Origin of the sequence: Priestia sp. BR_2 (assembly GCF_041954005.1) — a bacterium.
Taxonomy (GTDB): Bacteria; Bacillota; Bacilli; order Paenibacillales; family Paenibacillaceae; genus Paenibacillus_AQ; species Paenibacillus_AQ lautus_A.
Genome location: NZ_JAVFHM010000305.1, coordinates 23,172 through 37,764, shown reverse-complemented (window position 1 = coordinate 37,764; position 14,593 = coordinate 23,172). Strand labels below are relative to the sequence as shown.

The 14,593-nt window shown below is 54.3% G+C and carries 12 protein-coding genes; all 12 read left to right on the top strand.

Translation table 11 applies throughout. The features are described from left to right. The first annotated feature begins 19 nt into the window (after positions 1–19). The 12 genes from RB298_RS25825 to RB298_RS25770 all read left to right on the top strand — a co-directional run bounded on the left by RB298_RS25825 (position 20) and on the right by RB298_RS25770 (position 14,592). Positions 20–1,411, top strand: a complete 1,392-nt coding sequence (locus RB298_RS25825; protein ID WP_486049208.1) for an MATE family efflux transporter — start codon at positions 20–22, stop codon at positions 1,409–1,411. Between the two features lie 153 nt (positions 1,412–1,564). After that, positions 1,565–2,107, top strand: a complete 543-nt coding sequence (locus tag RB298_RS25820) for an RNA polymerase sigma factor (RefSeq protein WP_096774695.1) — start codon at positions 1,565–1,567, stop codon at positions 2,105–2,107. After that, on the top strand, positions 2,097–2,912 hold the full coding sequence (locus RB298_RS25815) for a hypothetical protein (RefSeq protein ID WP_096774694.1): 816 nt from the start codon (positions 2,097–2,099) through the stop codon (positions 2,910–2,912). Before RB298_RS25820 ends, RB298_RS25815 begins: the two co-directional genes overlap by 11 nt. A 6-nt stretch (positions 2,913–2,918) precedes the next feature. Further along, positions 2,919–3,557, top strand: a complete 639-nt coding sequence (locus RB298_RS25810) for a hypothetical protein (protein WP_486049205.1) — start codon at positions 2,919–2,921, stop codon at positions 3,555–3,557. Between the two features lie 386 nt (positions 3,558–3,943). Further along, positions 3,944–5,164 carry an asparaginase gene (locus tag RB298_RS25805; RefSeq protein WP_375121206.1) on the top strand — a complete coding sequence of 407 codons (1,221 nt, stop codon included), beginning with the start codon at positions 3,944–3,946 and terminating at the stop codon, positions 5,162–5,164. Between the two features lie 314 nt (positions 5,165–5,478). Further along, a complete protein-coding gene (locus RB298_RS25800) occupies positions 5,479–6,516 on the top strand; it encodes a LacI family DNA-binding transcriptional regulator (protein WP_096774691.1) in 1,038 nt (345 codons plus the stop codon). Positions 6,517–6,850: 334 nt separating this feature from the next. Continuing rightward, positions 6,851–8,164: an ABC transporter substrate-binding protein gene (locus tag RB298_RS25795; protein WP_213580096.1), complete on the top strand. Its 1,314-nt coding sequence runs from the start codon at positions 6,851–6,853 to the stop codon at positions 8,162–8,164. Positions 8,165–8,245: 81 nt separating this feature from the next. After that, a complete protein-coding gene (locus RB298_RS25790; RefSeq protein ID WP_486049202.1) occupies positions 8,246–9,127 on the top strand; it encodes a carbohydrate ABC transporter permease in 882 nt (293 codons plus the stop codon). Then, positions 9,120–9,950 (top strand): carbohydrate ABC transporter permease, encoded by an 831-nt coding sequence (locus tag RB298_RS25785; protein ID WP_486049200.1) that lies wholly within the window; start codon positions 9,120–9,122, stop codon positions 9,948–9,950. The genes RB298_RS25790 and RB298_RS25785 overlap by 8 nt, the downstream gene beginning before the upstream one ends. A 16-nt stretch (positions 9,951–9,966) precedes the next feature. Beyond that, a complete protein-coding gene (locus tag RB298_RS25780) occupies positions 9,967–11,208 on the top strand; it encodes a Gfo/Idh/MocA family protein (RefSeq protein WP_486049198.1) in 1,242 nt (413 codons plus the stop codon). Further along, the gene (locus RB298_RS25775; protein WP_486049196.1) at positions 11,205–13,325 is read left to right on the top strand and encodes an alpha/beta hydrolase family protein; all 2,121 of its coding nucleotides are present in this window, start codon (positions 11,205–11,207) and stop codon (positions 13,323–13,325) included. The genes RB298_RS25780 and RB298_RS25775 overlap by 4 nt, the downstream gene beginning before the upstream one ends. Further along, positions 13,318–14,592: a Gfo/Idh/MocA family protein gene (locus tag RB298_RS25770; RefSeq protein WP_486049194.1), complete on the top strand. Its 1,275-nt coding sequence runs from the start codon at positions 13,318–13,320 to the stop codon at positions 14,590–14,592. The genes RB298_RS25775 and RB298_RS25770 overlap by 8 nt, the downstream gene beginning before the upstream one ends. The last annotated feature ends 1 nt before the right edge of the window (position 14,593 follow it).

The following is a 14,593-nucleotide window of genomic DNA, read 5'->3' as shown; positions in this document are numbered from 1 at the left end:
ATCATGGGTGGAGGTTGGAATGTTGGATAAAAACACAAACAAATTTACATTATGGGTTCTCGCATGGCCCATATTTATCGAGCTGTTCCTGCAGTTTCTGTTGGGAGCGGTGGATACATTGATGGTCAGCCGGATTTCCGACGATGCGGTGGCCGTGGTCGGCTTCTCCAATCAGCTGTTTCAGGCGATGACGACGCTGTTCATGACGGTCGCCAGCGGTGCCGGCATTCTCATTGCCCAAAAGATCGGCTCGCATCGGACGGGGGATGCCCGAACGATCGGCATCATGGCGGTAAGCGCCACCACCATCATCGGCTTGGCGTGCAGCGTGATATTGTTTGCAATGCCGGAGGCTATCGCCTCGGTGCTGCAGCTGCCGGAGCATCTGCTTCCGCTTGCGGGAACGTATATCTCCATTGTCGGCGGCGGAATGATATTGATTGCCATGATGGCTACGATGAGCACGGTCATCCGCAATACCGGCAACACGCGCGGGCCGATGTACGTGGCCATCGGGATGAATATCATCCACGTCATTATGAACTATGGGTTTATATTCGGGGCTTTCGGCTTCCCGCAGTGGGGGCTTACCGGCGTTGCGATTTCGACGGTGGTCAGCCGATTGCTTGCCGTTCTCTTGCTGCTGTACATGTTCCTTCGTTCCTTTGAATACCGAATCAAATGGAAGGAATTCGGGGTGTTCGACCGCCCGCTGTTCGGCGAAATCCTGAAGATCGGATGGCCGCTCGGCATCAATATGTCCTGCTGGGTCTTTACGCAGCTGATCATCTACTCCTTCATTGCAACGCTGGGTGCCGCCGAGCTGGCAGCCCGTACGTACATGAATACGCTGGAATCCTTCTGCTTCCTGCTTGGCTCGTCGATCGCGATGGCGGCCCAGATCCAGATCGCGCATCTGTTCGGCGCAGGCCGGATCCGGGAGGCATACCGAAGCGCGTACCGCGCACTGGGTATCGGGGCAATTTACGTGGTCGTCAATGCGTTCATCCTGTATGTTTTCGGAAAACAGCTGCTGGGGCTGTTTACGGACGATAAGACGATCGTTGCGATCGGGGCATCGCTTCTTGGGATGAACCTGATTCTCCAGCCCGGCAAAATGCTCAACATGGCGCTCGGCAACTCGCTTAATGCCGTCGGAGATACCAGGTTCACCATGTACATTTCCCTTGGCTCGATGTGGCTTGTCGCCACCGGGCTGTCCTATGTGCTTGGCATACACATGGGATGGGGTCTTATCGGCATCTACTCCTGCATGATTGCCGACGAGTATTTGCGCGGCGTGTTGTCTTTCTTCCGCTGGCGGGGGCAGAAGCACCTCCGCAAGGCAGAGCAAGTCGAGCCGGGGAGCCATCAGGCACGCTCAATGGAACCGATCCCGGCGCAAGCTTAATGATTGGTTATAATATAGAAAAAGGATACTTCGGCCGTGCGGCATCGGGGTATCCTTTTTTTACATACTAAAAAAATAACGTACTCGAAAACTTTTTGCCTGCATGCCGGGGTATTGTAAGTGATTGGCCAAGTGAAAGGAGGCAAGCACGGTTTGGTACACGACCTTATACAACGATTAAAGACGGAGTACAGCGATGAACTGTTTGAACAATTGTATCGTTTATATGCGGATCGGGCGATTCGAACGGCAGCCGCAGTCACCGGAAGTTCGGCAAGCGCCGCCGACGTGGTCCAGGAAACGTTTATCCGGGTTTACCGCAATCTGGGGTCCTATGATTTGAGCAGACCCTTTGAGCCGTGGTTCAACCGGATTCTCTATAACGAGTGCAACCGGTATTTGAAGAAACATGCGAAGATGGTGCCTTCGGAAATTTCCGAGGAGAGGGATCTTCCCTCCGAGAGCGACACCTATGAATTTGACCGGCACGGCGAGGTATATGAGCTGGTGCAGCGGCTGGATGATCCGCACCGGATTCCCGTTATTTTGAAATATTTGAATGATGTAGCCGAGAAGGATATCGCGGACATGATGGAGCTGAACGTCAACACGGTGAAGTCCAGGCTGTTCAAAGCGAGAAAGAAATTAAAGGAATGGATGCTGCAGAATAGGGGAGGGAATCAGCATGGGACGTGATCCATGGGATCAAGAGATTGCAGACGGCCTGAAAAAGGGGACGGATGACGCGATGCGACATAAAGACGAGATTTGGATGGCGATCAAGGAGCGGATTCATAACGAGCAAGCCCAGCAGCCGGCGGAGCCGGAGACCCGCTTCGCGCCAAGGGAATCGAAAGGGCGCCGCCGTTCGGGACGAAGAGCGGCCGGATGGATTGCGGGAACCGCCGCTGCGGCAGCCATCGTGCTGACCGTCAGCTTTCAGACGGCGCCTGTCCAAGCGTTCATTGATCAGGTGAAGGAATGGTTCGCTCCTCAGAAGACGGTTGAACAGGAGCTGGAAGGCATGCCGGAAACAAGCGTGGATCAGCTGCATGAGGGAGCGGATTACGTGATTTATATGGATGAGAGCCGGTTTAAGATGGTTCATCAATCGGGCGTGGACCGCATTGAATTGAAGGAGAAGCCGACGGATGACCGCTATCCGGAGGTGTTCATGGAAATTTCGCAGGAGGGCATTGATCCGAAGAGCGCAGCGGAGCAGCTTCAGAAGGAGCTGCAAACGTATCCGAAGGTCGAGGCAAATCTCGTGGATGAACCGATTCAAGGCTGGGAGGTGCGTGCGGTAGGCGGCACCGGCGGCAAAGAGTGGGATGATCCGGTCATACGGTATTACGTGTTCGATAACGGGCAAGGCGGCAGCTTTGTCGTGAAGCAGCAGTACTTCCTGGAGGCCTCCGAAGGCTTCGGTGCACGCTTCCATAACATGATGAAGGAATTCCATATTACCTCCAATCATAATGGAGAGACAACGAAGGAGTAGTGAGCAATGAACAAGATTAGCGTGATATGGATTGCTGTCGTGGCCGTGCTGGTGATCGGAGGCTGCAGCAACGAAACTCCCCTGGTGGAGAGCGAGCCGGTGAACACATCCGTGCAAGGGCTTGAATTATCCAAGCAGCCGCAGCCGGAGGAGAAGAAAGAGGCAACTCCTGCCGGAGAGAGTGACGAGGCTTCAGAAGATCAATTGGTAGCGAAGGCAGCCGATCCGTCGCCGTCTGTTCCGGCCCCTTCCGCGGAAAATGCAACCCCTCAAGCAGACGCTTCAACCTCGAAAGAGCAGGGAGAAGATGTTGTTTCTTCCCTGAAAGAGCTGTCGCTGATAAGCAAGACGATGGAAGAAATCCGGCAACAGCTTGGGGAGGCGAAGACGACGGCTAAAGGCGGGGGATTCACTTCGTGGCAGTATGATCATCCAGGCAAGGCAGGCTACCATTATCCCGAAACCGCCGTTTCGGTAGATGTTCAGGGCCTCGATAGCGGAAGCATGAAGGCGCAGCTCATGATTAGCTTTAACGAGAACAATTTGGTGGACTCTTATTCCATCTATCATGTCGTCGATGGTGAAATTATGGCGTACCGCGTCACCGAGGCAGGGGCTGTGGAGGAACCGGGACAGGCGGATTAAGCAGAAGGCGTTTCTACAAGATAATCGCAGCAAGCGCAATGAATGATAACAAGTGCAAGGGATAGTCCGACCGGAAGGTGATGGACTATCCCTTGTTGTTGTTTATAGCTCGGATAGAATCGTTTGCAGACGGCTTCTAGTGTTAATTTATATAACATTAATGATCTAGCTGTCTGATGATGGGCTCCATATATTTCTGGATTTTATTTAATTAAATCTATCAAAAAAGGCAAAATAATAGGGATTATCATCTATAAACTATCATTGTAAACGCTTTTCCTACCGCATGTAATATTTGTTATATTAAATAACATTAAATAGAATGATTCTAACGAATACATAGATTTATGTTAGATAACATTACATTAACATCAGAGGAGAGTGCCATGATGAAACCAAAGTCGAAACGCCCGTTAGCAGTATGGAGTACCGCTGCATTTACCGCTTTTGTGATTTCTTTATCGCCTGTTGGGACGTATGCGGCCCATGCTGCGACGGTAACGGAAGTGAAAGGGACGGTTAGTGCGATTTCACCCGTGCAAACTCCTGCGGCGCCAGGCCGGAATACGACGGTTCCTCCCCTGTCGGAGGCCTCTAAACAATCGGCGAAGCCGAACGTGCTGGTGGTTGCGACTGGCGGCACTTTGGCGGGCCAATCGACGGATGCTACCAGCTTTCAATCCTATCGGGCAGGTACGCTGAAGATTGAAGACATGGTGGGCGAGCTTCCGAATACGGACAAGATTGCGGATATCAGTACGCTCCAGTTCGGCAACTCCGGGTCGAGCGCCTATACCATGGCCGATTTATACGATCTTTCCCGGACCGTCGACAAGGCGCTGGAGGTGTACGATAGCGTCGTCGTGACAACGGGGACGGATACGATGGAAGAGATTGCGTACTTCCTCGATCTGACGGTGCAAAGCGATAAACCCGTCGTTATCACCGGTTCCATGAGACCTTGGACGGTGATCGGTTCCGATGCCCAAGCGAACCTGTACAACGCCATCAAGCTTGCCGGAAGCGGCCGTACGGAATCCTTCGGCACGGTGCTGATGCTGAATGACACGATTCATCTGGCGCGCGGCGTAACCAAAACCAATGACTACCGCACCGACACGTTCGAAACGCCTATGCTGGGCGCGGTCGGATATATCGATGACGAGAATATCCGTATCTACCGGGCTCCCCTCCGTGCAATGAAAGAGGAAGGTCAGGGCAAACCGGTGTTTGATCTGAGCAAAATCTCGAAAGGGGATCTGGCGAAGGTCGAAATTGCGGTTTCTTATCAGGAGGCCGGCGGCGGCGCGATCAAAGGCTTTGTGGCAGATGGAGCTAAAGGCATCGTCACCTCCGGTACCGGCGCAGGCGGCATCTCGAGAGAGATGAGCGCCGCCCGCAAAGAAGCCATCGAAAAGGGGGTGGTCTTCGTAACTACGACCCGTACAGGCTCTGGCAGCGTATACGGCGGCGGAGAGGGCATCATTTCAGGCGACAACCTGAGTCCTCAACAAGCCCGCGTTCTGCTGCTGCTCTCCCTGTCCTTTACGGATGATTTCGATACGATCAAGGGTTGGTTCGCAACCTACGGAACGCCTGAAGTGTAATCTCAGTCTCAGTCATTTTTTAGCTGCTCCTTATTCCTACTGAACGATGAAATTCCTTCCACCAATATATTTGCCGCCGGGGATGACCCGGCGGTCTTTTTTTGTTCGCAAGCACGGAGGACAAATCGATATTGGCGTTCGTCGCATCCAGCGACTGAATAGCGTTCCGGGCATTGGGGCTAGCGCCGAGAAATTGGGATCTGCAGATGTAACGGGGCGTGAGCTTGATGGATATTTTCATCGGTTTATTGCTTTCTATGTCAGCTATTTGTATACTTTACAATAGTAAACGATTACTATAAGTGAGGGATCCTATGAAGAAGCCGACCACGATACATGATATAGCGAAGATGGCAAACGTTTCTTCGGCAACGGTTTCGCGCGTGTTAAGCAACAGCAGTTATCCTGTCAGCAAGGAGCTTAAAGAGCGCATCCAGCAAATCGCGAAGGAATCCAATTATATTCCGAATATGCTCGGCAAACAGCTGAAGAAGAATAGCAGCAATACAATCGGAGTCATCATTCCTTCTATTGTGAACCCATTTTATTCTTCCGTCATTTTCGGGATCGAAGAGGTGGCCCGGCAGAATAATTTTACGGTTATCGTATGCAATTCCCTGCAAGATCCGGCGCTGGAGGATGAATATTTAAGGACGATCATGGAGAAGCAGGTCAAAGGCCTGATCATCTCCTCGATCTCCAAGGATAAGAGCCAGTTGACCCAGCTGATGAAGCTTGGCCTGAACGTCATCGCCATCGATCAGAAGATCGATGAGGACAACATTAACCAGATCGAGTTCGACTACCACAAGGCCGGTTACATCGCAACCAAGCATCTGCAGGAGAAGGGGCATGCGCGCATCGGTTACGTCACTTCCAAGCTGGATCGTCCAAGCCGCCGAAGCATTCATCAGGGCTATATGTCGGCGATGAAGGATGCAGGTCTCAAACCGCTGGTGGTCGAGTCCTCGACCGAGGAAGTGTATAATGCGATCACCGAATTCGATACGGGCAAGCAGCTCACGCAGAGACTGCTGGAACATTCGCCGCAGCCGACGGCGATATTTGCGTGCAATGACATGATGGCCTTTGGGGTGATCAACGAATTGTCGCAGCGCGACATTCAGGTGCCGGAGCAGATTTCGGTAATGGGCTTTGACGGCATTGACGTGGGGCAGATGATTCATCCGCCGCTCACAACGATTAAGCAGCCCGATTACGAGATGGGGAAGATGGCCTGCAAAATGCTGCTGGATATGATGCAGGGCGACGATAGCCCGATGTTTGATGTTATGCTGCAGCCTAAATTGCTGGAGCGAAAATCGGTCCGGGATATTCGGGAGAACAAGTGAATACAAGGATGGCATAAAGCCCGGCATTTCAAAAAACGCTCGGGCTTTATTTGTTGTTAATAAAGATATCGATTACTAACTTTTTTCCTATCCGTTTCTTGATTCAGCATGTGGAAAACAATTCCTGTAAAACCTCGGAACACCTTATATAACGCTCGAAAGTCAGACATATAGTAGAAAAATAATCGATGCTAACATAGAAAACTCTATTCAAGAAAGGGCTTCCATGCTATACTCGTTACAGAAATCGATTACTATAGAATGAATGCCTTTGGAATGAGCTGGAGCAGAAAACACGTTATCTCTATTTGTAACTTAAAAAGGAGGGTTTTCAATGTCAAAAAAGGTAAAGGTAATCTCTTTGATGCTGGCGTTTATGATGATGTTCACCGCATGCTCCTCATCCGGCGGGTCAACCGATGGGGAGGTCTCGCCGGGGGAAGCGGAAGGCAGCAAAGAGAAGGTGACGCTCAAGATTGGGCTCCCTGGCAGCTATGAGGTGACGAGCAAAGAAATTATCGACGGTTTTATTGCGTCCCACCCCCACATCAACGTTGAAATCCAAGAAGCGCCGTGGGGGGACTTTACGTCCAAGATCGCCACGCAGATTGCAGGCAACACGATGCCGGACGTCTGGTTCCAAGAGAACGCCACCATACTTAGCTACGGGGAACGCGGTGTGGCAGAGGACTTGTCCTCCTACATTGAATCCGACCTGAAAGCGGACGAATACATCGACGGCCTGTTCTCCGCCAAAACGCCGGAAGGGAAGATCTGGGGCGTCCCCCACGGCATTAACCCGATTGCGCTAGCGTACAACCAGGATGTCTTCGAGAAGGCCGGCGTGCCGGTACCGACCGACGACTGGACCTTTGACGACCTCATTGAAGCCTCCAAGCAGCTGACGATCAAGGAAGGAGACCGAACCAGCCAATTCGGATTCATCGGTTCCTTTTCCATAACCAACGGCTGGTTTCCTTGGATCAAGCAGGCAGGCGGCTCGGCCTTGGACGACACCCTGACCAAATCGCGGTTTGACGATCCCAAAACCGCGGCCGGATTACAGCAGCTGTATGACGGTTTGGATCAAGGCTATTTTGCCGATATCGATTACCTGAAAGCGAACGGCGGCGAGCTCGAAGTATTCGCGAGCGGCAAGGCCGCGATGTATTTCCTTCAATACAGCCTGCAGGTGAATATGAACGAGAGCTTTGCCGATACGAACTGGGATGTCGTCAAAATTCCGAAAGGGGTTGACGGCAAGCGCTATGTTCCGATGGTAGCCAACACGTGGCTGGTCTCCTCCAGAGCCAAGCAGGAATCGAAGGATGCCGCCTGGGAGTTCCTGAAATATTACCTCGGCGATGAAGTGCAGGATATCATCGTCAAGACGGGATCCACGCTGCCCGTGAAAAAGTCGGCGCTGGATCAATTGAAGGACAGCACAACCAAACCGCTGAACAAAGCGGCTTTCACGGACGGCATTAACGAAGGCGGCGTTACCCTTGATGAGAATGCTACCTGGAGCGAATGGCGGATTCTGGTTCAGCAGGTGGTCAATGAAATCATGGTGGGCAACGTTTCGGTGGAAGACGGCGTGAAGGATATTCATGCCAAGGTTCAGGATGTGCTGGACTCCGGTAAATAGCTTTCATGGGATCAGGGCGGATGCAGTCTTGGCGACGTGTCGGATTGCATCCCTGCTCCGTTAACGAAAGGCAGGTGTGTCATGCAGAAACAGGGATACTGGGGTTATATCTTCACATTGCCGTTTGTCATCAATGTCGTGGTTTTTCTCTTATTTCCGATCCTATTCTCCACGTATATTTCCTTCACGGAGTGGGATTTGTTTAACCCGCCGCGGTGGATCGGACTGGACAACTGGGTGCGCGTCCTGAACAAGCACGAGTTCTGGGTGTCCATCCGGAACGTGTTTGTGTTTGCGCTTATCTTCGTGCCGATTCAGACGTTGATGGCATTCGTGATCGCATTCATGCTGAATCAGGCCATCCGGGCCAAGGGCTTGTTCCGGCTGTTCTATTTCCTCCCCGTCGTGACTCCGTGGATCGCCGGCGGCGTGGTCTGGGTGTGGATGTTCAACTATCAATACGGCGTGATTAACTGGGTGCTGGAGTCTGTCGGCCTTGCCCCCGTCAAATGGATAGACAGCAGCCATTGGCTGATGGTCATCTCCAGCATCGCGATCGTTCAGGTATGGAAGGGTGTGGGCCAATCCATGATCATGATTCTGGCCGGCATGCAGAACGTTCCGAAAGAGGTGCTGGAAGCCTCGCAGATCGATGGCGCCAATGGCTGGAAGCAGCTGACGAAGGTGGTGTTCCCGATGGTAACGCCGATGGTGTATCTCGTCATGATCTTGTCTACCATCTCGGCATTTCAGGCATTCGACGTGTTCCTCGGTCTGTTCGGCTCCATCACCACGGGCATACCGGAGAGAAATATGGTGCCGAATCTGCTGGTGTACCGGGACGCGTTCCTGCTCTTCAAGATGGGACCGGCATCGGCAACGGCCTGGCTGCTGTTTGTCATCATCCTGAGCTTCACGTTGTCCCAGAAGTATTTCGAGAAAAAGTGGGTGCACTATGACTAAGACGACTCACTCCTTGCTTAAGGTGCTGATGTACCTGCTGCTGATTGCCGGTGCGGTTTTCATGGTGTTCCCTTTCATATGGATGCTGTCCACGTCGCTGAAGACGGTTGGCGCCATCTCGCAGATGCCGCCGCAGCTCATCCCGAATCCGCTGAATTGGGATAACTATGTGACGATATGGAATAAAGTCGACTTCGGCCGATATACCTTGAACAGCTTTTTCATCGTTTCGATCGAGATGGTGGGATCCTTGGTCTCCAGCGCTTTCGTGGCCTTCGGGCTGGCGATGTTTACCTTTCGGCTGCGGGGGCTCATCTATATGATCATGCTGGCTACCCTAATGATTCCGTCACAAGTGACCATGATCCCGACCTATTTCATCTGGAAGGAATTCGGGGCGTTGAATTCGTATTACCCTTTGATCGTGCCCAGCTTCCTGGGCGGGGCGTTCGGTATTTTCTTAATGCATCAGTTCATTAAATCCTTGCCCAAAGAGCTGTATGAATCGGCTACGATCGACGGCTGCAGCCCGCCGGGCATATTCTTCAAAATTTATTTGCCGCTGTGCAAGCCGGCGCTGGCCGCGCTGGGCGTATTCACCTTCATGGGCGCGTGGAACAACACGTTGGGCCCGTTGATTTACCTGCAAGACAAGGAATTGTACACATTGCCGCTCGGCTTGCTCTACCTGAAATCGGACAACGTCAATCAAGCGCTGCTGATGGCGGGGGCCGTTATTACGACGCTGCCGGTCGTCATCGTCTATCTGTTCGCGCAGAAGCAATTTGTTCAAGGCATCGCTTCGACAGGGATGAAAGGCTGAAGGAGGAACTTACGACATGAAGAAGTACGTGCTGGTCGGCGCTGGATCGAGAGCGCTGTATATGTTTGCTAAGCCGATGGTTACCGACTGGAGAGGCGTCCTTGCCTTTGAAGGCGTGTATGATGCCAATCCGGTGCGGGCTCGCTTTCTGAGCGAGGAGTGCGGGGGAATCCCCGTCTACGATGATTTTGACGGAATGATCGCCGACGCGAAGCCGGATGTCGTGATCGTGGCGAGTACGGATTACACGCATCATACTTATATCGTGCAAGCCTTGAGGGCAGGCTGCGACGTCATTAGCGAGAAGCCGATGACGATTGACGAAGACAAGTGCCGGGAGATCCTGCAGGCGGAGTCGGAGAGCGGCAAGAAGGTGACGGTCACGTTCAACCTTCGGTTTGCGCCTTATTTTGCGACCGTGAAGGAACTGCTGCTGCAAGGAGCCATCGGAGATGTTTACCATATTGATCTGGAGTGGTTTTTGGACCGCCGGCATGGCGCGGACTATTTCCGCAGATGGCACGCCGAGATGAAGAACAGCGGCGGGCTGCTGGTTCACAAGTCCACGCATCACTTCGACATCGTGAACTGGTGGATGAACAGCCGTCCCGCGGAAGTTCATGCGTTTGGGACGAGACGGGTGTACGGGGACGACCGGCAGGACCATGGAGAACGATGCCTGACTTGCCACCGGAAAGACGAGTGCGAGTTCTATATGGATAACGAAAAGGATCCGTTTCTTGAAAAATACTATCGCCAGGCGGAAGAAGCCGACGGCTATTTGCGGGACCGCTGCCTGTTTGACGGCCGGATCGACATTTATGACACGATGTCGGTCAATGTCCGGTACGACAATGATGCGATGCTGACCTATTCCCTCGTCGCCTATAGCCCGTATGAGGGTTGGCGCGCCGCGATCAACGGCAGCAAAGGCCGGATTGAGGTCTCGAATGTATACAGCAACGCGGATATGAAGCAAGGGGAAGCGAGCCGGATTCATATTTATAGAGCCGATGGCACGGAAGAGCTGGTCGAGGTCAATACATCGGCCGCCGGTCACGGCGGCGGGGATGCGAAGCTGCGCAAGGCGCTGTTCGAAGGCGGGATCGAAGATCCGCTAGGTCAACAAGCCGACAGCTCGGTAGGCGCCGAATCCCTTCTGATCGGCGCCACGGCCAATCGCTCCATTGCCGAAGGCCGGGCGATGAAGCTTCCGGACGTTTTGCCGACGCTCGTCAACAGGAGTTCATCGAGATGAACAGCGTTCAGGAACTGGAGCAGTATGTCTGCACGTTATACGACACGCGGGATCAGTTGAAAGCGCATGTGTTCGAGCGTTCCGATGCCTCATTTGCCGCCGGAGATGCTATCCGCGATTCCATCGTCACGGCCGAGGCGGCAAGAAAGCGGCAGGAGGACATCAAGGCGGCCTTCCTGAGGTCCATCGGCGGTCTTCCCGAAGCATTCGCGAAACCGGAAAGGGAGGAAGGGGCGGCATTCGGGGAGGAAACATCGCCTGACAGCTCTCCGCTTAAGGAACGTTCGCGCTGGTCCGCGGGGGACGCCGGCAACATGTCAGGTGGCAGAACCGATTCCCTTCTTAACGGACGCACAACGGGAAGCATTCGCGGAACCGGATTTCAAGTAGAGAAGGTTATGTTCGAGTCCCTCCCGGGGTATGATGTCACGTCGAATCTGTATCTGCCCGATCACCGGGAAGAACGCTCCGCGGCCGTCCTGTTTCTGAGCGGGCACGAGCTGGGGGCGAAGCATGATGCCTATTATCAGCGCGTCATCCAGCACTTCGTCCGGGCGGGCATCATCGTGCTGGCCATCGATCCGATCGGGCAGGGCGAGCGCCTTAGCCTTCATGATTTCGAGGATCTGGAAGGGAGCGTCCTATGGGGAACGAAGGAGCATCAGCAGTACGGCGTTCAGTGCCATATGCTCGGCGACAGCGTAGCCCGATATTTCGTTCACGATGCCATGCGTGCCATCGACTACTTGTGCGAACGGCCCGAGGTCGATCCTTCGCGGATCGGCGTAACGGGAAATTCCGGCGGCGGAACGCAGACGGCCATGATGATGGTCTGCGATGAACGCATAGCGGCGGCGGCTCCCGCCACCTTCATCATGAACCGGCAGCTGTACATGCATGCCGGCGGCGTGCAGGATGCCGAGCAGGTATGGCCGGGCCTGTCCGGGCTGGGTTACGACCATGAGGATCTGCTTATCGCTTTTGCGCCGAAGCCGCTGATCGTGTTGGCGGCAGAATACGATTTCTTCCCGATTGAAGGCACGCGGCGCACCGTTGATCGCTGCAGGCGCTTCTGGGAGCTGCTCGGTCACCCGGGCGACCTGCAGCTTGTGACCGACGCCTCGACGCACCGCTATACGGATCGGCTGGCCGCGGCGGCCGCGGCATTTTTCGTCCGGCATCTCGAGGTGAAGGCTGTTCCCAACGATGCCATGAAGATCGAGGCGCTGCCTCCGGAACAACTGTGGTGCAGTCCCGGCGGTCAGGTGTACCGGGATAAGGCGGACGGAAGGACGATCCGGGACTTCAATGCCGATCGCTGCGACCAGCTGGCAGCAGCCCGTTCGCTGCTGCCGACGCAGCAAAGACGGGATCAAGCAAGGCAGTGGCTGCAGGAGAAGATTTACGCCTCCCGGAAGCCTTGCGAATTGAACCCGCGCATCATTGGGCTGGGCGCAGTGGAGGGCCTTGAGGCCGATTATCGCTTGTGGTGGTCGCAGGAGGGCATCATGAACAGCGGTTATGTATTCCGACTGGCCGAGGATACAGCCGAACGAAGGCGGCCGCTGACCGTTGCCGTTTGGCGGGGAGGGACCCGCCAGCTGAAAGCGCATTGGGCCTGGATTCAGGAAACCTGCCGATCCGGCCGCGCCGTGCTGGTGCTGAACACGTCCGGGGTCGGTCCTCATGAGCCCTATCCGATCTATGGTAAGCCCGCGCGTTCTTATTTTGGGGTGCTGCATAAGCTTGCCGATGATTTGATCTGGCTCGGGGACAGTTTGGCTGCGCTGCGCACGTACGATGTCATCCGGTGCATGGAGGTTATCTCCCACTTTGATGAGTGGCAGGCGGGAGCGGTCCCGTTCTATACGGTAGGTCGGGAAGGGTTGTATGTGCAGCTTGCCGCGGAGGTTGACCATAGAATCGGCACGATTACGGCCATTCATCCTGTGAGCAGCGCAGCCGATCTGGTCAGGGCTCGGCAGCTTGAGGAGGAGGAAGCGATGAGCGTCGTGTTTCCCGGCATTTTCAAGATGCTTGATCCCTCCGAGCTGAACGAACCGCGGGTAGAATATCGCGGGCAACTAGAGGGAAAGGATGTGGAAGGACATGAGTAAACCAAAACCACTAACGGTCACGCTGGTCGGAGCCGGCCTTCGCGGCATGATTTACAGCGGATATGCGCTCCAGCGACCGGAGGAGATGCAGATTGTTGCCGTTGCCGATCCGAATGAGGTGCGGCGCAGCCGCTGCCAAGCGAAGTTCGGGATAGCGGATGAGCAATGCTTTGCAAGCTGGGATGAGCTGTTTGCCGGACCCCGTCAATCGGATGCGGTCTTCATCTGCACGAGGGACCGGGACCACTATGAGCCGACCATGAAGGCGTTGGCAGCCGGGTATCATGTGCTTCTGGAAAAGCCGATGTCCCCGGAGTGGCAGGAATGCATCGATATGGGCCGGCAGGCGGAAGCCTTCGACCGTACGTTAACGATTTGCCATGTTCTCCGGTATGCGCCTTTTTTCCAAGAGCTTAAACGGCTGCTCGATGAAGGACGAATCGGCCGCCTGATGTCGATCCAGCACAACGAGAACGTCGGCTATTGGCACCAGGCCCACTCGTATGTGCGGGGATATTTCAATAACAGCGAGTCATCCAGCCCGATGATTTTGGCCAAATCCTGCCATGACTTGGACATCATGCAATGGCTGGCGGGAGGCCGATGCCTAAGCGTGGCCTCCTATGGCCACCTGTCGCATTTCCGTCCGGAGTCGGCTCCGCCCGGCGCGCCGAAGCGATGCCTGGATGGATGCCCGGTATCGCACGAATGCCAGTACTATGCGCCGAATACGTATTTGATCGAGAATGCGGGCTGGAAAGGCGAGGCTGCGAGCAACGACCCGAGTTACGAAGCGCGTTACCAAGCGATGCTGGAGGGTCCTTTTGGCCGGTGCGTGTACCACTGCGATAACGACGTCGTGGATCATCAGGTCGTCAGCATGGAGTTCGAGCATGACATTACGGCGGTGTTCACGATGAGCGCGTTCACGGAGAAATGCAACCGTACCATCAAGCTAATGGGCACCGAAGGCGAAATACGGGCCACGATGGAGACTAATGAGATCGAGATCCGCCGTTTCGGCAGCGGCAAGCAGGAAGTGATCCAGCTCGTCGATCCGGAAGGCCATGTAGGCCATGGCGGCGGGGATATGCGTTTGATCGCCGATTTTGTGAAGTCGGTTCAATCCAAGGGACAGCATAACAGCACAACCTCTGCCCAAGCATCGATCCAGAGTCATCTGATGGCGTTTGCCGCCGAGCGTTCCCGCGTAGAAAAACGCATGGTGAGGCTGGAGGAATTTATGAATAGCGGCGTTCTGGCCTAAT